This window comes from Paenibacillus sp. FSL R5-0517, assembly GCF_037974355.1.
Classification (GTDB): Bacteria; Bacillota; Bacilli; order Paenibacillales; family Paenibacillaceae; genus Paenibacillus.
In genome coordinates, this window is the sequence record NZ_CP150235.1 from 978,458 (window position 1) to 999,741 (window position 21,284).

Below are 21,284 nucleotides of genomic sequence, written 5' to 3' on the forward strand. Positions count from 1 at the left end.
TAAAAACGGTAGATTGCTGGAGCGAGTGATCGAAATGGAGCGACTTTTGGATTTGCGCAAGCAAACCAAGCGGAGCGACAGCTCGAACACGAGCGCAATGGTTAAGCTACTAAGAGCACACGGAGGATGCCTAGGCGCTAGGAGCCGATGAAGGACGTGGCGAACAACGAAACTGCCTCGGGGAGCTGTAAGCAAGCTTTGATCCGGGGGTGTCCGAATGGGGAAACCCAGCTGGGGTAATTTCCAGTTACTCATAACTGAATACATAGGTTATGTAGAGGCATACCAGGGGAACTGAAACATCTAAGTACCCTGAGGAAGAGAAAACAATAGTGATTCCGTCAGTAGCGGCGAGCGAACGCGGAGAAGCCCAAACCAGAGAGCTTGCTCTTTGGGGTTGTGGGACGTCTCACATGGAGTTACAAAGGAGTCAGTTAAACGAAGAGGTCTGGAAAGGCCCGCCAAAGAAGGTAAAAGCCCTGTAATTGAAAGTTGATTCTCTCCGAGACGGATCCCGAGTAGTGCGGGGCACGTGAAACCCCGTATGAATCCGGCAGGACCATCTGCCAAGGCTAAATACTTCCTAGCGACCGATAGTGAAGCAGTACCGTGAGGGAAAGGTGAAAAGCACCCCGGAAGGGGAGTGAAATAGAACCTGAAACCGTGTGCTTACAAAAAGTCAGAGCCCGTTTTAGGGGTGATGGCGTGCCTTTTGTAGAATGAACCGGCGAGTTACGTTCCCGTGCAAGGTTAAGGTGAAGAGCCGGAGCCGCAGCGAAAGCGAGTCTGAATAGGGCGACATAGTACGTGGACGTAGACCCGAAACCGGGTGATCTACCCCTGTCCAGGGTGAAGGTGCGGTAACACGCACTGGAGGCCCGAACCCACGCACGTTGAAAAGTGCGGGGATGAGGTGGGGGTAGCGGAGAAATTCCAATCGAACTCGGAGATAGCTGGTTCTCCCCGAAATAGCTTTAGGGCTAGCCTCGGAAAACAGAGTCGTGGAGGTAGAGCACTGATTGGGTGCGGGGCCCGCAAGGGTTACCAAGCTCAGTCAAACTCCGAATGCCATAGACTTACTTCCGGGAGTCAGACAGTGAGTGCTAAGATCCATTGTCAAAAGGGAAACAGCCCAGACCATCAGCTAAGGTCCCCAAGTGTGTGTTAAGTGGGAAAGGATGTGGAGTTGCACAGACAACCAGGATGTTGGCTTAGAAGCAGCCACCATTGAAAGAGTGCGTAATAGCTCACTGGTCGAGTGACTCTGCGCCGAAAATGTAACGGGGCTAAACACACCACCGAAGCTATGGCTTGATGCTTTGCATCAGGGGTAGGGGAGCGTTGTATAAGGGTTGAAGGTGTACCGTAAGGAGCGCTGGACATTATACAAGTGAGAATGCCGGTATGAGTAACGAAAAGATCAGTGAGAATCTGATCCGCCGAAAGCCTAAGGGTTCCTGAGGAAGGCTCGTCCGCTCAGGGTAAGTCGGGACCTAAGGCGAGGCCGAAAGGCGTAGTCGAAGGACAACAGGTCGAAATTCCTGTACCACCGTAAGCCGTTATGAGCAATGGGGGGACGCAGTAGGGTAGTGACGCGGACTGATGGATGTCCGTCTAAGCAGTAAGGCTGATGTGTAGGCAAATCCGCACATCATAAGGCTGAGCTGTGATGGGGAGCGAAAATTGTAGTAGCGAAGGTCATGATCTCACACTGCCAAGAAAAGCCTCTAGCCAGGTGAAGGTGCCCGTACCGCAAACCGACACAGGTAGGCGAGAAGAGTATTCTAAGGCGCGCGGAAGAACTCTCGTTAAGGAACTCGGCAAAATGACCCCGTAACTTCGGGAGAAGGGGTGCCCCGGTAGTGTGAATAGCACGAGGGGGCCGCAGTGAAAAGGCCCAAGCGACTGTTTAGCAAAAACACAGGTCTGTGCGAAGCCGTAAGGCGAAGTATACGGGCTGACGCCTGCCCGGTGCTGGAAGGTTAAGGGGAGTGGTTAGGAGCAATCCGAAGCTGTGAACCGAAGCCCCAGTAAACGGCGGCCGTAACTATAACGGTCCTAAGGTAGCGAAATTCCTTGTCAGGTAAATTCTGACCCGCACGAATGGCGTAACGACTTGGGCGCTGTCTCAACGAGAGATCCGGTGAAATTTTAATACCTGTGAAGATGCAGGTTACCCGCGACAAGACGGAAAGACCCCATGGAGCTTTACTGCAGCTTGATATTGAATTTGGGTACGATCTGTACAGGATAGGTGGGAGCCTTTGAAGCAGGAGCGCAAGCTTCTGTGGAGGCAACGTTGGGATACCACCCTGATCGTATCTAGGTTCTAACCTGGTACCGTAATCCGGTGCGGGGACAGTGTCAGGTGGGCAGTTTGACTGGGGCGGTCGCCTCCTAAAGAGTAACGGAGGCGCCCAAAGGTTCCCTCAGAATGGTTGGAAATCATTCGAAGAGTGCAAAGGCATAAGGGAGCTTGACTGCGAGACCTACAAGTCGAGCAGGGACGAAAGTCGGGCTTAGTGATCCGGTGGTACCGCATGGAAGGGCCATCGCTCAACGGATAAAAGCTACCCTGGGGATAACAGGCTTATCTCCCCCAAGAGTCCACATCGACGGGGAGGTTTGGCACCTCGATGTCGGCTCATCGCATCCTGGGGCTGAAGTAGGTCCCAAGGGTTGGGCTGTTCGCCCATTAAAGCGGTACGCGAGCTGGGTTCAGAACGTCGTGAGACAGTTCGGTCCCTATCTGTCGTGGGCGTAGGAAATTTGAGAGGAGCTGTCCTTAGTACGAGAGGACCGGGATGGACGTACCGCTGGTGTACCAGTTGTTCCGCCAGGAGCACCGCTGGGTAGCTATGTACGGACGGGATAAACGCTGAAAGCATCTAAGCGTGAAGCCCCCCTCAAGATGAGATTTCCCAGTATGTAAGACCCCTTGAAGACGACGAGGTAGATAGGCTGGGGGTGGAAGTGCAGCAATGCATGGAGCTGACCAGTACTAATCGGTCGAGGGCTTATCCAAATATGCAAGTGATAGTTCGCATGTTTCGTTTCGAATCTAGTTTTCAGAGAACGATCTCTGAAATGTAAGCTATGCGTTTGGTGGCGATGGCGGAGGGGTTCCACACGTACCCATCCCGAACACGACCGTTAAGCCCTCTAGCGCCGATGGTACTTGGACCGCAGGGTTCTGGGAGAGTAGGACGCCGCCAAGCAATTGAAGGACACACTTGATGATATCGAGTGTGTCTTTTTTTATTTTAATGTAATTCATTGGTTCTGATTTGACTTGTTATATACATAAAATACTGGCGTTCCAATCCTTAAAGCTGTGATACAATAGGTGAGGTCTATATAGAAAACGGAAACACGCATAAGTACGAGGAGGAACAGTGAACACAATGAAATCAGCCCCGTTTATTGCCGTGGAAGGTCCGATCGGAGCGGGGAAAACAACGCTGGCAACGATGCTTTCCCATGAATTGAATCTTCCGTTAGTTAAAGAAATTGTAGAAGAGAATCCATTTCTGGCTTCCTTTTATCAGGATATCGACGAGTGGAGTTTCCAATTGGAAATGTTCTTTCTGTGTAATCGGTTTAAACAACTGGAAGACACGGGTGCTCATTATGTAGAGCAGAATACCCCAGTTATTTCGGACTACCATATTTATAAAAATATGATTTTTGCCGATCGTACCTTAAAAGGAACGAAACGGGATAAATACCGTCAAATTTATCATCTGTTAACAGATGATCTGCCCAAGCCCAATCTGGTGCTTTATATTGAAGCTGAACTCGATACGCTGATGTACCGCATTAACAAGCGTGGACGCTCATTTGAGCAGGACATGGACCCGGCATATATGGAACAACTGATCGCTGATTACAAAACAGGTATGGACTATCTTGCGAATAGCTCAAATCCGCCAGTAATCATTAAGGTCAATGCAGAGCAACTTGACTTTGTGGAACATCCTGAACACTTCAGGCAAATTGTTAATCAGGTAAAGGAGTATATTATATGAATAACTATGGCATTCCAACGAATGCATTAATTACGGTAGCAGGTACGGTTGGAGTGGGTAAATCCACGTTAACAGCTGCACTCGCACAGCGCTTGAATTTCAAGACTTCTTTGGAGCAAGTGGATCATAATCCATATTTGGAGAAGTTCTATCATGACTTTGAGCGTTGGAGCTTCCATCTGCAGATTTATTTCCTGGCAGAGCGCTTCAAGGAACAGAAAAAGATTTTTGAACTGGGTGGGGGATTCGTACAGGATCGTTCCATCTATGAAGATACGGGCATTTTTGCACAAATGCATGCAGATCAAGGAACCATGTCTGCTACAGATTTCGAGACATACAGCAGTTTGTTTGAAGCGATGGTGATGACACCGTATTTCCCACATCCAGATGTACTGATCTATCTGGAAGGAAGTCTGCCTTCAATTTTAAACCGAATTACGGAACGCGGACGCGAGATGGAGATTCAGACGGACCGTTCGTATTGGGAACACATGCATGAGCGTTATTCTGTGTGGATTGATCAGTTTACGGCTTGCCCTGTGCTGCGTCTGAACATTGATGAGTATGATGTGCATGATCCGGCATCGGTGGATGCTATTTTGGCACAGATTGCAGCTGTCATTCAGCCTGCCAAGGAAGCGCAAAGATAAGAGAGAACGCGTTTTTCAATGTAGTTTTCTGAATTACAGTGGTTATATCAAAAATATAGATACGGACAACATCCCTTCTACGGCTATTATGCTGATGGAAGGGATGTTTTTTATGGTCAACAGTAGAAAAATGTTGAATAATAGGTCTTTTTGTGGTTTCATAGGAAAGGTGAATTCTGGAAAATAAGCATATGCATGACTCAGGAGGGAAAGACAACGTGGAAGAGAAACAAGGAGTTAAAATTGGTATGCCGATCATTGGTGGCTTAATTGCAGCCATTCTTGGGGGCATCGTCTGGGCGGCAATTGCTGCAATGACCGAGTATGAGGTAGGATTGATTGCAATTTTGATTGGAGCACTCACGGGTTACGCCGTTGTATTGTTCTCCAATAAACGAATTGCGACAGTACATAAAGTTATTGCCGTACTGTTTGCGCTCGTTGGCATTTTGCTGGGGAAATATCTGACGGTGGTTTATTTTACTTCCGAACTGTTTGGCGATGTAAGCGTGATGGAACTCGTGTTTGATAGCGAGATGATCAGCGCGTTTGCAGAAACCTTCCAGGACTATTTCAGTCAACCGATTGATTTGTTATTCATTGTGCTTGCGATTGTATCTGCATGGCAGATTCCTGGTCGGATGGCGAGAACCAGTCTGGCTTCAGACGCAACTTCATCGGATCACGCGCCAAGAGCTTAATCCGATAGACGGTGGACGCTGGTAGCAAATTGAAGGACGTCTGACAGAAGAAACTTAATGCTCATCATCCTAAGCATCTGGTGAAGTTATATCGAAGGACGGGGAACAGAAAGTAGTAAAGAGCATCTACTTTAAAAGATATTCATAAAGTACTCAGAGTGATCAGCAGTTAGGCTAGTTCACATTGCGGCTGAGGTACTTGAATACATAAAAGGGACGTAACGCCTGAGAGGGCGTACGTCCTTTTATGTATTTACTAGGCTGTAGGCGGGTTATGGCTCATAACTGATGTAATAACTTGAATGGATCAAATTATTTGCAACGTACCTAGGATATATCCAGCTTGTTCATAAGGTTAATTCCAAGAACGATATGACCAACGCAGGAGGAAGGTTATAATATCCTGATCTCATATACAGCGAATAAGGCTGATGACGAGAGATAACGTTTACTACTATAGGACAGAGGTCCAAGTTACAGACGATCGTTTACAGCGCTCATCTGATGGCAATGGGAGTTGAATATATTGCTTGTGTTTGAAGACAGGGCTATATTATTTGTTTTGGTCAGCAAATACAGCCATAGCATCTCTCATAAATACTGCCAAACCATCGCCAAACTGATCAATATTACGCGTGAAACGTTCATCGTCCACGTACATCTGACCAAGTCCTCTGAAGGCTTCAGGCGAGTAGCTTCCCATTTGGTTTAGCCAAGTGTACCACTCTTTGATGCCAGACTGTGCCTCCGCAGATGCCGGTTCTGTGTGACGAAGTGAAGCCAGATGTTTGTAAATTTCGTTCATTTGATCGGATAGCGCTTTCTGCGCCGTGGTTGATTTACTGTACAGCTTCTGATTTGCCTGGTCTACAGCATGGTCTCCCCACCGTTCGCGCGCTTCCTGTTCATACGGATTCTGGCTAAAATTAAATCCTTCGAATTGTTCTTTGGCTGTCATTTTAATTTCTCCTCTCACGTGTAAAACCGTTCTATCAATGGTAGCAATCATCTGGTCCAAGCGTTGGCGCTTCTCCAGCAGTATAAGTCGATGCATTTTAAGTGCTTCTTCCGGATTGAAGGAGGGGTTGGTTATAATGTTTTTGATCTCCTTCAGAGAGAAGTCGAGTTCCTTGAAAAACAAAATCTGCTGCAATCGTTCCAGGTTGGCGTCTGAATATAATCGATACCCGGCAGCAGTTACTTCGTCCGGAGTTAATAGCCCGATCTCATCATAGTGATGCAGTGTGCGCACACTGATTGAGGCAAGTTCAGCAACTTCTTTTACCTTCATGGCCATGAGTGAAACCTCCTTACAACACTGATTGTACAGTGTCACGTTACGTGAGAGTCAACAGTTGAAAATGAAAAAAACAAGATGCGGCAGGAAGCTGCATCTTGATCATGGATCGGTTACTGGATGTGACTAGGGCTGATTGGAATGTGGCTAGATATGAAACTAGATGTGAATAGGTGGACGAAATAATTGTATTATTCAGTCACTGTAGAATGGCGGCTGGGCTTCTGTCGAAGACATGGGCTGCTGCCGCGCCGTAGGGGTGTTGTGGAGCTCCTCTGTTATGGAGAGGAGAGCGATTGGTTGTGGGCTGAACCATGTATTCGGTGCAGCCCACGGGCTGGCTGTGCAGGGAAGCAGGGCTACGCCCGCATCCCGCGCACTGCCGCAGCGAACTGCGCAGCCGCTGCGCACACGTCGGCCGCGCCCGCGATGGCGGAGATGACGGCTACGCCGTCGGCTCCAGCCGCCATCACGGCGGCCGTGGTATCGGGCGTAATGCCGCCGATACCCACAATCGGAACTGCGATGCCTGCGGCGCGCAGTTCCGCCACCCCTGCGGGGCCCAGCACAGCGTGGGCATCCGCTTTGGAGCGCGTCGGGTACATGGGCCCGACGCCAAGGTAGTCGGCGCCCGCCTGCACAGCACGGCGCGCCTCATCCACAGCGTGGGCGGATACGCCAAGCATCCGCCCAGCGCCAATGCGGGCGCGTACCAGCGCCGCGTCCGCATCATCCTGGCCGACATGCACGCCGTCGGCCTCCACCGCTACAGCCAGCTCCACATCATCGTTCACGATGAACGGGACCTCGTGCTGGCTGCACACCTCGCGAAGCCGCATCGCAAGCGTCATGCGAGCTTCGCCGATCAGGGCGCCAGTTCCCTTTTCGCGGAACTGGAACAGCGTAATGCCGCCAGCAATGGCTTGGCGTAGCACCTCGACGGGGTCTTGCGTCGTATTTACGCTGCCCATGACCAAATACACCTGCATCGCGCGTTGTACCGCTTCTGCATCCCAAGGGCGCATCACTGCTCACCCCGCTGTCTGCGCTGATACGCAAAATGATTTGTTGGCCCATGTCCGGCCCCAATCCCCAGCTCGTCTTCAATGGCTGCCTGAATGAATGCTCTCGCGGTCGTTACGGCAGCCAGAACAGGTGAACCCTTGGCTAACTCTGCGGTGATCGCAGCAGAGTATGTGCATCCCGTTCCGTGTGTATGACGTGTTAGCACACGAACATTCTCCAGATAATGAAAAGACTGCCCATCGTAGAGTACGTCCACGATCATGCCACTTCCTTCATCATGACCACCTTTGACCAAAGCATACGTCGAGCCCATCTGTACAATCCGTCTCGCGGCTTCTTCCCGCTGACTAAGATTCGTGATGGACATTCCGGTAAGCAGTTCGGCTTCCGGAATATTAGGTGTTGTGATCAGGGCATGGGGCAACAGCTCTGTAATCAGCGCCTGTACAGCTTCCTGCTGGAGCAGGGGGGCGCCGCCTTTGGCGACCATCACGGGATCGATGACCAGATTAGACCAATCATATTGCTGCCACTTCTCAGCGACGAGTCGAATAATCTCGGCACTATATAACATGCCGGTCTTCACCGCAGTTGGCTGAAAGTCTTCTCCGGTTGAGTCCAATTGCTGGGCAATGCCATCGTAAGGGATGGGGAAGACTCCTTGTACACCTGTTGTATTTTGAGCAGCAATAGCGGTGATGACGGTCATGCCGTATACGCCAAGCTCCTGAAACGTTTTGAGATCGGCCTGAATTCCTGCGCCTCCCCCGTTATCGGAGCCTGCAATGGTTAGTGCTTGAGCAATGCTCATACTGCACCTCCACGGATCAGACGAATCTGTGCGCGTTCTGCCACAAGGTCGGGTGTTACTTGTGCCAGTTGATTCAAGAATTCAATCTGGAAGCTGCCCGGCCCCTGATGAGCCGTCTTCTCTGCCGCCAGTTCAGCCGCTACGCCATAAAAAGCGAGTGCTTCAACAACACTGCCTGGAAGATCGTCTTCGGATTCCGCAATGGCTGTAAAAGCGCCAATCACCGAACTTAGCAGACAGCCAGCACCTGTGACCTGAGTGAGCAGGGCATGACCATTACTCGTGAGGAATGTGGATTGCCCATCGGTAATGATATCTTCTTTACCGGTAATGACCACGACACAGCCAAGTTTATGCGCTGCCCGCTCCGCTATGCCGATCCGGTCACCCTCACCTGATCCCGCGTCCACACCTTTGATACTCCAGCTCTCACCGATGACATTGGCAACCTCCGCCACATTGCCGCGCAGTACCGTGAGGCGAAGCTCACGAACGAGCATCTGAACGGTTTCTGTACGATAGGCGGTTGCGCCTGCGCCGACGGGATCTAGTACCACAGGCACATGATGCGCATTAGCCGATTGGCCTGCCAGACGGATGGCCTGAACGATTTTATCATCGAGTGTGCCAATGTTGAGCACCACGGCTCCTGACATCTTGGCAACATCAGCGACCTCTTCATGAGCATAGGCCATAAATGGGGATGCACCAAGTGCAAGCAAACCATTGGCTGTAAAGGGAGCAACGACAAGGTTGGTGATATTGTGTACCAGCGGATTTTGCGTACGAACACGTTTCAGATAAGACATATAATTTCCTCCTTGTTTTGAAGTAACGCCACCGGCAGAAGCCTGATATTCAGAGTCACTCAACAGAATAATAGGATATGAGTCTCCGTGTTGAGCAGGGCGAATAGTGTAAAGACACCGAGAGACGTTACAGCGGTAAAAGCAGATGTAAAAGATAAATCCAATTCATAATGCAATAAAGATGGATTAATGTAACTGGATATGGAAGAACAAAGGGAATCATCTTGATCAATGTCTAGCCTTGATTGAAACAGCTAAAAGGTAGAGCCACATAAAAATGTAATTCGCAAAAAATAGTAATAATACAAAAACGCGACAGTACAACAGTACAGCAATGTAACAATGCAACAGTACTACAATGCAATATACAGAAAGTGACCCCAGGGTAAGTCTCCTAATTCAGGCAAGCGGTATAGTGAAGGAATTGACGTTCAAATAGAGTCTTGAAACCCAAACCCAAACCCAAACCAAGCTGGTAGCTCTTTTGGCGAATTCCTTCCGCTGGTTCAGACGGTGTTTCTAAAGAACCCGGGACATCTTATTTGGCTGTCAAATCCTACTTTTGAAATGTAAGGAACCTCAGACACGTTATTCCCTGAATTCCTTGATTAAAACGATGCAAACGGCTGTTTATTCTAATATTGCGTGTCTCAGATTCCTTAGATTTCTGAGACTGCTTTAAATCCTCGAATAAGACGTCTCAGATTCGTTAGCGCTCGCCGCATGCTCTACTCCGAACACATTAGGACGCGATTCAGCTCCCGGTAGATTTGAAGATGTGCGCTAATGTACATGAACAAATGCATAGCACCAAGCCGCCTAAACGTATACAAGGTACTCCGCATACCATGTCATCCAAACGTATACAAGGTACTCGATCGCATACCATGTCATCCAAACGTTTACAAGGTACTCGATCGCATACTATGTTATCCAAACGCATACAAGGTACTCGATCGCATATCATGCCACCCAAATGCATATCAAGGTACTCAATTGCACATCAAGTCACGTAGAATTGTTAAAGATTATGATTCTCCACTCCTTGCTCCAGCCAGTTCCATTACGGAAACCTTTTACATTCGCAAACCTTGTTGCCCCTAATGCCACGTCCTTGCTAACTTTCTATTCATTCCTCTTACTTGCCGATCCATTTCTTTTAGTCATTTTCCCTTCATTCTCGTGGCTTTTCTTTACTTACTCTCCTTGCAGATTTATAAACGCATCCTCGGCTTTCACCGATTCAGGAATCATTTCAGTTGCAACGAGCCATGCACGTACATTCTCCCACGACTCCATTTCCTGCCGACCAAACGGTTGACCTTCTTCATTCATGAGCGGCAGTAGAATAGCCAGGCTTTTGGTTTCGATCTCCGGGTCAAGCGGAGATGTTTCATTCTCATGAGCAAGCAGAATATTCAAGGCTTCTTCTGAATGCTCCGTGACATATTTCTGTCCTTCCTGGATCGCTTTGACGAACCGGGTAAGTTGTTCTTTTTTGGCTTCCATACCAGCTTCACTTGCGGTCAGGACCAATTCATAATAATCAGGCACGCCATAGTCGACAGGGTTAATCGATTTCATGGCATGGCCTTCTTTCTCCAAAATCAATTGTTCATGGTTAATAAAACCACCCATAATCGCGTCCGCCTGTCCGGAAGCCAGAGAAGGAATCAGATCGAATCCAACGTCGACCAGTTTCATGTTGTCTGGGCTGCCACCATCTTGGCTGATCATCGTCCGTACCATCGCGTCATACAGCGGAATCGAAGAATAGCCAACCGTCTTTCCTTCAAGGTCTTTGGGTGAACGCACGTTGCCATTTGCTTCGGTCAACAGATGTACGAGCGGGTGGCGAACAACAGCAGCAATGGAACGTACAGGAATGTTCTCACTACGCGCGAGCAAGATTTGAGGCTGATAGCTTAGAGCCAGATCAATTTTACCGGCAGCAACAAGTTTGAGTGAATCATTGGTATCCGCAGGCATCTGAATGTCGACATCGAGACCTTGGTCTGCAAAGTATCCATTTTCCTGAGCTACATAGATGAAGGAATGTACTGCATTGGGGTACCAGTCGAGCATGATGGACAGTTTATCTTTGGTGTCTGATGCTGGTTCTGTTACAGGCGAGTTAGCTTGCTGTGCATTGGTTTCCGATTCTGTTGTTGGCGTGTTTTTGCCAGCACCCGTGTTGCCGCATCCGCTAACGATCAGCAACAGGCTTATGAGCATAATGGGAAGCAGGGAGTATATACCTTTGTTAGTCATAAATGAAGTTCCTCATTTCATCGTTTGGGTTTGTAGACAATGGACAGCAGTATGTTAACGGACAAGATGACAAAGTACTGATTGAAGTTAGCTGCTGAAATGGTGCATAAGTTATGTTGTGTAGAGCGTAATTCTTGTAGTAACATCTAAAATCTAAATTCTCTCTACGTTTTATCCAACTATTTTTTCGCTTCATGGCGCCGAGTGCCAAACCGTTTCTCCAGCCAGGCAATCAGTACAAACAAAACGATCCCGAGCAGGGATAACAGCACAATAGCGGCGAACATCGCGTCCGTGTTCATGTTGCTGGACATGCGGCGGCTGAAGTATCCGAGACCTTTACTGCCACCGAGCCATTCGCCTATCGTTGCACCAACCACGCAGTACACCACAGACATCTTTAGCCCCGAGAAGAAGGCGGGAAGTGCCAGTGGAACCTGGAGTTGGCGAAAAATATCCCACGTGCTGGCTCCCATGGTGAGCAGTAGTTCACGCTGCTCTGGATCGCCTTGGCGAAGTCCATCGTAGGTACTCACCACAATGGGAAAGAAGGCGATCAGGAACACCACCGCAACTTTGCTCCACAGCGTGTAGCCAAACCATAGGATGAAGACGGGGGACAGGGCAATCAACGGGATCGTCTGACTGATTACGATGAAGGGATATAACGCTTTTTCAATCGACCGATTCATATGCATACCAGTTGCAAGTGCAATTCCGGCACCAATGGACAAGCCAAAACCAACAACAACCTCCATCAAGGTAGCAGGCAGATGTGTAGCCAGCAGGAGGTGACGATGCTCATACAGGGAGTTGGCAATCGCCGTTGGGGCTGGAATGATGAAGGAGGGCACCCATCCCATACGCACAATCCACTCCCAGAAGACAAGCAGCAAGAGCAGGAGCCAAAGAAACAGACCATAACGGTCAAGCCAACGCCTTACGTTATTCTTCATGCAGTTTCCCAAGTTATCCTCTCGCATGCAATTGTTCCTCCAGTCGTCGTCTCATCTGAACGAGCGCCGGTTCGTAGATCATGTCCGAATGTCTTGGACGTGGCAAAGGTACCGTCAAATCTTGTAGCGGTTGGCCTTGGCTCCCCGGAGTTAACAGGATAATCCGATCACTGAGTAGCAGGGCCTCTTCAATATCATGCGTAATGAACAGCACGGTTTTGCCCAGATCTTCCCACAGCTCCAGTAGCCAGCGATGCATCTCGCGTTTGGTTAAGGCATCGAGTGCGCCGAATGGTTCATCCAGCAGCATGAGTTGGCCACCTGTCAACAAAGTACGAAGCAGCGCGACACGTTGGCGCATGCCACCCGACAGCTCGTCCGGATAAGCATGCGCGTAGCCGGATAAGCCAAATCTGTCGAGCCCTGCCATAATGTCTGCGCGAATTTTTCCCTTATCCTGTCGCCCTGGAGCAACTTCAGCGGGGAGCATGCAATTCTCCATGACGGTTCGCCAGGATAACAGGAGGTCCTTTTGTGGCATGTAGGCGACCTGCCCCAGTCGCTTTCCTTCAGGGACCCAAGGAATTTCAATGGTTCCGTGGGTTGGCTCAAGCAGACCTGCCAGCAGCTTGAAAAGGGTGCTTTTACCGGAGCCGCTAGAGCCGATGAGCGAGACGAATTCGCCGTTGGTTACACGCATCGACACATTGGAGAGCACGGGAGAATCCCTTTTTCCCGGGAAAGCGTAGCTCATGTTGTGAATGGTTATGTTATTATCCATCTCGTTCTGTTCCCCCTTGTTATTCCAAATTCAACTTCAAACTGCGGGATCTTTCATTACACCTGCTGATCTGCCCGCAGAACGCGAAAAAGACCCACCCATTTCCGGAGAAATGAGTGGGTCTGTAAGTTCAATTCACATTAAAATTCATTATCAACATGAAAAAATCCGCTTACAAAAAGGCCGCTCCACTTCCCTCCGCTGGTATGATCCAGATCAGGTTCAAAGGGTCCGAATCATTCGATTCGTCTCAGCCGTAAGGCTCCCCTAGTGCATTGTTCAAGATATGCAGTTATGTGTTCAGCATATATCACATGCAAGTGGAATGTAAAGGGGGCGCTCAGAAAGAATGTGAGTACTGATCTGAAAATGGTACCGTTCGGATTATTAGGATTGCACAGCCAGATTATTCGGGCAGACGCATTAATCCGTTGCCGGAATTGCTCCAGTTTCCTCAACTCCTCTTACTGTGGCAGGTTTATTTAATGAAATAGATACGATACAATATCTACTGAATTTCTATACACTGCTTTCGGGATGTAATCAATGGAAGGGGAAGTGTAATATGAGAACGATTGGTCTTATTGGTGGAATGAGCTGGGAGTCATCGTTAGAATATTATCGAATTATTAATGAAGAAGTGAAAAATAAATTGGGAGGATTGCATTCAGCCAAGTGCATTTTATATAGCGTGAATTTTGAAGAGGTCGAGCGTTATCAAGCTGAAGGTGATTGGGAAAGCGCTGGTGAATTATTAGGGAATGCTGCTCAGTCTTTGGAAAAGGCAGGAGCAGAAATGATTGTAATTTGTACAAATACGATGCATAAAGTGATTAAACATATTGAAGAAAAAGTGACACTACCCATCGTACATATTGCTGATGCAACAGCAAATCAAATTCATAACTCCCATATAAGTACGGTTGGTTTACTCGGAACCAAATATACGATGGAACAAGACTTTTATAAAAAACGAATTGAATTTAATGGTATTAAGGTTTTGATACCGAATGAAGAGGATAGAAAAGTTGTCAATAAAATAATATACGAGGAATTATGTTTAGGGAAAATTGAGCCCTTATCAAGGGATTATTATAAAAAGGTGATCCAAAGGCTGGTTGATGATGGAGCTGAGGGAATCATATTAGGTTGCACCGAAATTGGATTATTAGTAAAAGTAGAGGATTCAGAAGTTCCATTATTTGATACAACACATATTCATGCGATTGAATCTGTTCATTTGGCACTAGCCAAATCATTTGACTCAACCCGATAAACCCGTTCTCTGATTTACCTTGGCTTATGAACTCGATATAATAGGGATGGGCCGTACAGGCCGGATCACAAAATGCAGGTGGGATTGTTCTCCCTCCTAGGCAGAATGGGGACCCAAGTTGAAAACGTTCAAAAAAGTATATATTGAGATCACGAGTATCTGCAATCTGGCTTGCAGCTTCTGTCCGCAGACGCAGCGTGCCAAAGGATTCATTGACCCTGAAGTCTTCAACAATATACTGGAACAAGTTAAACCACATACCAATCATATTTATCTACATGTCAAAGGCGAACCCTTGTTGCATCCCAAAATAGATCTTCTGCTAGATTCCGCACACGAGAAGGGACTCAAGGTGAACATTACAACGAATGGTACACTGCTGCCCAAGACTCAGCATAAATTGCTTGGTAAACCGGCGCTGCGTCAGATGAACTTCTCCCTGCACAGCTTCGATGGGCACGAAGGTTCAACCGACCGTGACGGATATCTGAGCAACATTTTGTCTTTTGTACACGAGGCGGTGAAACACAATGTCATCATCTCATTCCGACTGTGGAATCTGACGCAGGATAACTTCACGAATGCTCAGATGAATCGAAATCGGGAAACCCTTGAAGTGCTGGAACGTGAATTCAATCTGGACTTCCGCATTGAGGAAAAAGTGGTTCCAGGCAGCGGGGTCAAAATTGCCCCGAATGTATACCTGAATCAGGACCACGAGTTCCAGTGGCCAAGTCTGGATGCACCTGAAGATGACGGCAAAGGCTTCTGCCACGCATTGCGTAGTCAGGCGGCTGTGCTAGTGGATGGAACGGTGGTTCCATGCTGTCTCGATGGCGAGGGTGTGATTAACCTGGGTAATGTGCACGAGAAGTCATTCTCGGAGATCATTGAAGGGGAGCGAGCGAACAATCTGGTATATGGCTTTTCCAAGCGGGAAGCTGTGGAAGAGTTGTGTCGAAAGTGCGGTTATCGTCAGAGGTTTGGAGCCTGACATCTTATATCAGCAAGCTGGAAGCCATTCAAGATCACACATTTGAAAGACAAATGTAGTGATCTTTCTTGTTTACTGGGGATTAAAGTCAGAGGTACTTACGTTACAAATGAGCATACCAGAGGTTGATATCAGCATATTGTTCAAAGATCCTGACTTGCAAAAAATGCCGATATGACAGTCATTATGCGATGTCAGGATATATCTGATCTAATGATTATTTTAGTTACCTTCCTTATTTGGTAGGATTAGGTTGTGAGTTGGGCAGAGGTGCACCTCTGGCGAACTTTCAGTACAAGCACAGGCTTGTACACGATCCATAACGAGAGAATAAGGGAGGAATAAAGTAATGAAAAAAATGTTGACGTTGTTGTTGTCTGCTGGTTTGGTTGCTTCCATATTTGGTGCGGTTCCCGCTGCTGCTGCGCCAACAGTTGTTAATTCAACGATTATTGTTCCAGCGGGCACGACTTATGACGGTCAAGGCAAAACATTTGTAGCCAATCCTTCCACATTGGGTGACGGGTCTCAAGCAGAGAATCAGAAACCGGTATTTCGTCTGGAGGCAGGGGCTACGCTCAAAAATGTAAATATCGGATACCCTGCTGCCGATGGTGTTCACTGTTATGGCAACTGTAATATATCAAATGTAGTTTGGGAGGATGTGGGTGAGGATGCACTCACATTGAAGTCGGCCGGAACGGTCAACATTACCGGCGGTGCGGCGTATAAGGCCTATGATAAAGTATTCCAGATCAATGCAGCCGGAACGATTAACATCAAAAATTTTCGTGCAGATGATATCGGTAAGCTGGTACGTCAAAATGGTGGAACGACCTTCGCAGTTAACATGACGCTGGATAACTCCAATATTTCCAATGTGAAAGATGCTATTATGCGTACAGATAGCAGTGTATCTCAAGGGAAAATTACGAATACCCGCTATTCCAAAGTGCCAACCCTGTTCAAGGGATTTGCTTCAGGTAAAACCAGTCAATCCGGCAATGTCCAATATTAAACGAGAGACTCAATCGCTGGAGTTGTTAAAAATATAAGCTCCACTTAATTTGGAAGTAAGCCGGAATATAACGCTAAAAAAGAGCGTCCCAAGGTCATTGTCACACTGACTTTGAGGAACGCTCTTTGTAATGCAGATGTCACCATAGTATAGTTCTGCTGAGTAATGTTTCATTGTGGAGGCTCAAATTATTTCTCTCCCGGAACCTCAACGATGACTTTGCCATGCTCGGGGGCAACGGAACCGCTATCCGTGGAGCCCAACTTGTTTATGACCTCATATGAGGTTTCTTCAAGCATGCGGGAGTACTTGAATGATACGAGTGTTTGACCTGCTACGGAAGGACGAGTTCCTGCTTCAGCAACGGCTTTGGTTTTAATAAAGAACAGGTCACCGATAGTTCCTTCATTATTGCTGATGTTGGCCTGCCATTGCAGCAGTGCACTTCCATTTTTAAGAACATAATAACTGACCAGATCGTTATCCTCCACAACGAAGAAACGATCTTTTTTGCCTTGTTCAAAAATGTATTTAATGGAGGAATCCACCGGACCCAGAGGGTTGCGAATATCCAGACGTGTTTGTCCGAGTTCAGAGAAGCGTGGCAGATGAAGTGCGGCTTCGCGCGCCATAGTCAGATCAGAACTGTTATATTCTTTTACAATCGTAGCATCGGTAGTGTAAATGTAGGCTTCCTTGGCCTTCTGATTCCACTGCACCTTCGTACCAAAAGCCTCACCAATGGCACGGAGCGGAAGCATCGCTTTACCATTCACCAGAATCGGGGCGGAAGACAAAGTTGCATTTTGGTCATTTTTCTTCATTGTCTTGCTGTTAGGTTTAAGGACATAATTATCGCTGCCTGTGCTAATGCTGATCTCTTTTGTTTTGTTATTGTAGCCAAACGTATAGTTGCCGAGGAATTGAAGCTCAGTCAATGCCACGTACATGGTCCCCTGCCGGATGACAACTTCATATTGAGCTTGAACATTGTTAATATAAGCTGTCGGTTTAGGTTCAGTTGCCGCGGCTTCCGCCACAGTGGATGAGAGTAAGGCAGGTGCCGTACCTGCGGTAAGTATCGAAGCGGCAAGGATCATTTTCCATGTTTTGAGCTGCCAAGCAGAGTTATACATTTTCATTACTATCAATCTCCCTTCTAGTATTTCAGACGGACTACATAACCTAAATGTTTCATATTATGGAAAGTGTACAATAGATATCCCCTGTTCATTTACCCCAAATGAAGCATGGTGATACTTCTGGGGATTGCCACAAATACCCATCTGATGTACATTAGAAGCAATGAAATAAGTGAACCGGGAGCTCAATGAAGTTGGGCTGAGAGAGTGGCCTTGTGCCGCTGACCGTACATCTGATCTGGGTAATGCCAGCGTAGAGAACATGGATTTGCAATATGTAAGGGTGAAGTGTAGGAATGAACGTGGATGAACAACAGACCTTTTTGAACTGTGGTGGTGTATCTGCCAGGGCGGAGAGGAATGGTTGATATTCCGTATTTTCGACATCCACCCAGTACATCATTGTGAGGATTGTATACTGCGTGTTAGGCCTGCCCGGAACCGGGGAGGCTTTTTTTGTTTATTTTTAGAGGTTGTTCAACCAGTCTTTTTGAACACACACATTTACAACCCCACAGGGGACAGAGGAAGGACGTAGAGAACATGGCAACAACAACAGGCAACAAACGATTGAAATTAACGGATATTCTGGTAACCATCGTAATCGCAGTGGTGTTTGGGGTGATTTACAAGATATGGGGACCTACGTATGACTTGATGAAACCATTCGGCGTTCATGCGGAGCAGATGATCTACGGCATGTGGTTTATGGCGGGCACGTTTGCATTTGTCATCATTCGTAAACCAGGCGTGGCTATCTTGGCCGAGGTTGCGGCTTCAACGGTAAGTGCTTTTCTGGGCAGTGAATGGGGCATGTCCACACTGGTGTATGGTCTGTTGCAAGGATTGGGAGCCGAGATCTTCTTCGCAGCATTCCTGTATCGTAAAACCAATCTGTTTGTCACTTGTCTTGCAGCCATTGGAGCCGCAGCGGCCTCGCTTTTGCTGGATTATCAGTATGGCTATATCGATTCACTCTCGGCCTGGAATTATACGTTATTCATCGGTTTCCGCTTCATCGGAAGCATCCTGATTGCAGGAGTGTTTGCTTATTATCTCGCCAAAGCTTTGGAACTGACTGGTGTAACACGTTCACTCAGACCGGTATCCAAACAGGATTATGAGGCGTTGGATTAGATGAGCGGAGAGGGGAATTCGCAGGCGGTAAGTGTGACGAATCTAAGATGCAAGTTCCCGGGAGAGAAAGCCTTGGTATTTCAAGGCTTGTCTCTTTCTGTGCGTCAAGGGGAGAAAGTGCTGCTGCTTGGACCAAGTGGCTCCGGTAAATCGACGTTATTACAAATCTTGAGCGGTCTGATACCTCGTTCGGTTGAAATTCCGATGAAATGTGATGATATTCAGGTTCCCGTCAAAGCAGGAGTGGTCTTTCAAGATCCGGATACCCAGTTCTGCATGTCCTTTACGGATGAAGAGATCGCATTTGTTCTGGAAAACCGAAGTATTCCGCGTGAAGAGATGCCTGCTCTGATTAAATATTATCTGAAACAAGTGGGGTTATCCTTGGAACAGAACCGTGTATTGATCCAGTCCATGTCTCAGGGGATGAAGCAACGTCTTGCGATTGCCTCGATGCTTGCCATGGACCCGGAGGTATTGTTTTTGGATGAACCCACGGCACTGTTAGATGATGAGGGGACTTCCCAGGTGTGGGATACCGTCAAACGGATCGCCAGTGATAAAACGATCATCATCGTTGAACACAAAATAAACGAGATTGTAGATATGGTCGACCGCATCATTGTCTTATCACCTGAAGGAAAGATTGTGGCGGATGGGCCAGCACAGCAGGTATTCACGGATGAACGGAGCAAGTTGAGGGATTATGGAATCTGGTATCCAGGCGTGTGGGAAGAGCATGAGCAGGAGAGGGCAACAAAAGAAGAAGAGGGAACTTCTGGAGAGCTTCAAGCGTGTGAGAATCAGGGGATCTCAAGCTTGGAAGCACAGCAGTCGACTGGCTTATCTGATGCAACGGAGATTTTCCCCGTATCTCATGTATCATCCTTATCGCCTGTATCGTTAGCCGATCAGCCTGCACTGGACTTGCAGCAGTTCACTGGATGGCGTGGAAAAACACCTTTCATTCAGGTGGAACAGGCCAAGGTATGGCACGGAGATTGGATTGGTATTGTCGGGGCCAATGGAGCTGGCAAGAGTTCATTGTTGTTATCTCTTATGAATATTCTGAAAACAACAGGTCATTATGAGGTGCACGGTCAGCCTTCTGGCAAAACGGAACAGCTTGCAGATCAGATTGCGTTTGTCTTTCAGAACCCGGAGTTTCAATTTGTAACCAACACCGTCGCGGAAGAAGTGGAATTCTCATTGCTGGGGGGCAGGCTTACAACGGAAGAAAGACATGCCAGGACTCATCATATGCTGAATCAATTTGGACTAATCGACTTGTCCGAGCGCCACCCCTATCAATTATCGATGGGGCAGAAACGACGTTTGAGTGTGGCGTCCGCATTGGTCAGAGAGCAGCGAATTCTGTTGCTGGATGAACCTACTTTTGGACAGGATGCCCGTAATACCTTCGCCATGTTGGCACAACTGGAGCAATTGCGGCGTGAAGGAACAGCTATCGTTATGGTTACCCATGATCGTGAAATTGTAAAAAGATATTGCACCCGAATCTGGTCGGTGGATGAGGGGAGGTTAAGTGATGCAACTGTCGTTTCCTCATCGTGAAACCTGGCTTCATTCCGTTAATCCGGGGTTGAAGATGATTATTCTGACACTGATGTTTGTCATCGTTATCCTTATTCACAATCTGAATGTAATGGCCAATGTTGCGGTGGTAATGATGTTATTACTGTGCTGGACAGGCCATCCGTGGTACAGATTGATTCTGTACACATCACCATTCATTCTGGTGTTTATCTCTACGTCTGCGGGCATGATGATGTTTGGCAAGGGAGAGACCACTTGGTATAAGTGGGGGCTGATTCACATCACCGAAGAGAGCTTCTATCGCGGTCTACACTTGGGTTTTCGCTCGCTGACTATGGCCGCGGCTGGGTTACTCTTTGGTCTTACGACCAAGCCAGTACGGCTATTTTATTCCCTGATGCAGCAGTGGAAGCTTCCTGCAAAATATGCCTATAGCTTTCTGGCCGCGATGCGCATGATCCCCATTTTGCTGGATGAATTCCAGACGCTCCGTTACGCTATTCGTATTCGTGGAACAAGGCAGCGCGGTTCGCACTGGAACGTGTATGGTACACTCAAGCGTTATGCTATTCCTCTGCTGGCACAGAGCATTCGTCGTGCACAGCGAATGGCGGTAGCGATGGAAGCGAAGGGATTCACGGATGGGGCGAGCCGAACGTATTACATTCAGATGGGCTATTCCCGAGCTGATCTGTGGTTTGTATTTTATTATATCCTCACCTTAACAGCTGCTTATTACATCGGGATTACCTTTCCTTATCATGCTACGATGGTAGATGTAAGGTAATACTGGGAGATAGAGAGAAATATATTGAGGTAAACGGTAA

At 47.8% G+C, this 21,284-nt stretch carries 17 protein-coding genes, 2 rRNA genes and 2 riboswitches; of the genes, 11 read left to right on the plus strand and 8 right to left on the minus strand.

Annotated features, from left to right (window positions below):
- Nucleotides 1–99: 99 nt before the first annotated feature.
- From MKX40_RS04415 to MKX40_RS04435, 5 genes are all read left to right on the plus strand, one after another.
- Nucleotides 100–3,025: ribosomal RNA gene (locus MKX40_RS04415) — 23S ribosomal RNA — on the plus strand.
- Between the two features lie 76 nt (nt 3,026–3,101).
- A 5S ribosomal RNA gene (gene rrf, locus MKX40_RS04420) occupies nt 3,102–3,218 on the plus strand.
- A 186-nt stretch (nt 3,219–3,404) separates the two neighbouring features.
- The gene (locus MKX40_RS04425; protein WP_017690540.1) at nt 3,405–4,028 is read left to right on the plus strand and encodes a deoxynucleoside kinase; all 624 of its coding nucleotides are present in this window, start codon (nt 3,405–3,407) and stop codon (nt 4,026–4,028) included.
- Nucleotides 4,025–4,681 (plus strand): deoxynucleoside kinase, encoded by a 657-nt coding sequence (locus tag MKX40_RS04430; protein ID WP_339239693.1) that lies wholly within the window; start codon nt 4,025–4,027, stop codon nt 4,679–4,681. Before MKX40_RS04425 ends, MKX40_RS04430 begins: the two co-directional genes overlap by 4 nt.
- Nucleotides 4,682–4,899: 218 nt before the next feature.
- On the plus strand, nt 4,900–5,382 hold the full coding sequence (locus MKX40_RS04435; RefSeq protein WP_339239695.1) for a hypothetical protein: 483 nt from the start codon (nt 4,900–4,902) through the stop codon (nt 5,380–5,382).
- Between the two features lie 553 nt (nt 5,383–5,935).
- Here the strand turns inward: MKX40_RS04435 and MKX40_RS04440 are convergent.
- The 7 genes from MKX40_RS04440 to MKX40_RS04470 all read right to left on the minus strand — a co-directional run bounded on the left by MKX40_RS04440 (nt 5,936) and on the right by MKX40_RS04470 (nt 13,333).
- The gene (locus MKX40_RS04440) at nt 5,936–6,679 is read right to left on the minus strand and encodes a MerR family transcriptional regulator (protein ID WP_339239697.1); all 744 of its coding nucleotides are present in this window, start codon (nt 6,677–6,679) and stop codon (nt 5,936–5,938) included.
- 359 nt (nt 6,680–7,038) lie between these two features.
- On the minus strand, nt 7,039–7,704 hold the full coding sequence (gene thiE, locus MKX40_RS04445) for a thiamine phosphate synthase (protein WP_339239699.1): 666 nt from the start codon (nt 7,702–7,704) through the stop codon (nt 7,039–7,041).
- Entirely contained in the window at nt 7,704–8,516 is an 813-nt protein-coding gene (gene thiD / locus MKX40_RS04450; protein WP_339239701.1) for a bifunctional hydroxymethylpyrimidine kinase/phosphomethylpyrimidine kinase, read from the minus strand. Before thiD ends, thiE begins: the two co-directional genes overlap by 1 nt.
- Entirely contained in the window at nt 8,513–9,325 is an 813-nt protein-coding gene (gene thiM / locus MKX40_RS04455; protein WP_339239703.1) for a hydroxyethylthiazole kinase, read from the minus strand. The genes thiD and thiM overlap by 4 nt, the downstream gene beginning before the upstream one ends.
- A 1,197-nt stretch (nt 9,326–10,522) precedes the next feature.
- The gene (locus MKX40_RS04460; protein WP_339239705.1) at nt 10,523–11,596 is read right to left on the minus strand and encodes an ABC transporter substrate-binding protein; all 1,074 of its coding nucleotides are present in this window, start codon (nt 11,594–11,596) and stop codon (nt 10,523–10,525) included.
- 179 nt (nt 11,597–11,775) lie between these two features.
- A complete protein-coding gene (locus MKX40_RS04465) occupies nt 11,776–12,579 on the minus strand; it encodes an ABC transporter permease (protein ID WP_339239708.1) in 804 nt (267 codons plus the stop codon).
- Nucleotides 12,566–13,333: an ABC transporter ATP-binding protein gene (locus MKX40_RS04470; RefSeq protein ID WP_339239710.1), complete on the minus strand. Its 768-nt coding sequence runs from the start codon at nt 13,331–13,333 to the stop codon at nt 12,566–12,568. The genes MKX40_RS04465 and MKX40_RS04470 overlap by 14 nt, the downstream gene beginning before the upstream one ends.
- Nucleotides 13,334–13,509: 176 nt before the next feature.
- A riboswitch (TPP riboswitch) is annotated at nt 13,510–13,612 on the minus strand.
- 286 nt (nt 13,613–13,898) lie between these two features.
- Here MKX40_RS04470 and MKX40_RS04475 point away from each other — a divergent pair.
- From MKX40_RS04475 to MKX40_RS04485, 3 genes are all read left to right on the plus strand, one after another.
- Complete coding sequence (locus MKX40_RS04475; protein WP_339239712.1) at nt 13,899–14,609, plus strand: aspartate/glutamate racemase family protein; 711 nt, start codon at nt 13,899–13,901, stop codon at nt 14,607–14,609.
- A 118-nt stretch (nt 14,610–14,727) separates the two neighbouring features.
- On the plus strand, nt 14,728–15,603 hold the full coding sequence (locus MKX40_RS04480; protein ID WP_339239714.1) for a radical SAM/SPASM domain-containing protein: 876 nt from the start codon (nt 14,728–14,730) through the stop codon (nt 15,601–15,603).
- Nucleotides 15,604–15,952: 349 nt separating this feature from the next.
- Nucleotides 15,953–16,621, plus strand: coding sequence for a pectate lyase (locus MKX40_RS04485; RefSeq protein WP_339239716.1), 669 nt, complete (start codon nt 15,953–15,955; stop codon nt 16,619–16,621).
- Nucleotides 16,622–16,809: 188 nt separating this feature from the next.
- Here MKX40_RS04485 and MKX40_RS04490 read toward each other — a convergent pair whose 3' ends face one another.
- Entirely contained in the window at nt 16,810–17,763 is a 954-nt protein-coding gene (locus tag MKX40_RS04490; RefSeq protein WP_339239718.1) for a copper amine oxidase N-terminal domain-containing protein, read from the minus strand.
- Nucleotides 17,764–17,929: 166 nt separating this feature from the next.
- Nucleotides 17,930–18,040: riboswitch (TPP riboswitch) on the plus strand.
- A gap of 266 nt (nt 18,041–18,306) precedes the next feature.
- On the opposite strand from MKX40_RS04490, the gene MKX40_RS04495 reads away from it, so the two are divergent.
- From MKX40_RS04495 to MKX40_RS04505, 3 genes are read left to right on the plus strand one after another with little or no spacing between them, the layout of a single operon-like run.
- Nucleotides 18,307–18,900, plus strand: a complete 594-nt coding sequence (locus tag MKX40_RS04495; RefSeq protein ID WP_339239720.1) for an ECF transporter S component — start codon at nt 18,307–18,309, stop codon at nt 18,898–18,900.
- Complete coding sequence (locus MKX40_RS04500; RefSeq protein ID WP_339239722.1) at nt 18,901–20,475, plus strand: ABC transporter ATP-binding protein; 1,575 nt, start codon at nt 18,901–18,903, stop codon at nt 20,473–20,475.
- Nucleotides 20,450–21,244: an energy-coupling factor transporter transmembrane component T gene (locus MKX40_RS04505; protein ID WP_339239725.1), complete on the plus strand. Its 795-nt coding sequence runs from the start codon at nt 20,450–20,452 to the stop codon at nt 21,242–21,244. The genes MKX40_RS04500 and MKX40_RS04505 overlap by 26 nt, the downstream gene beginning before the upstream one ends.
- Nucleotides 21,245–21,284 lie beyond the last annotated feature (40 nt).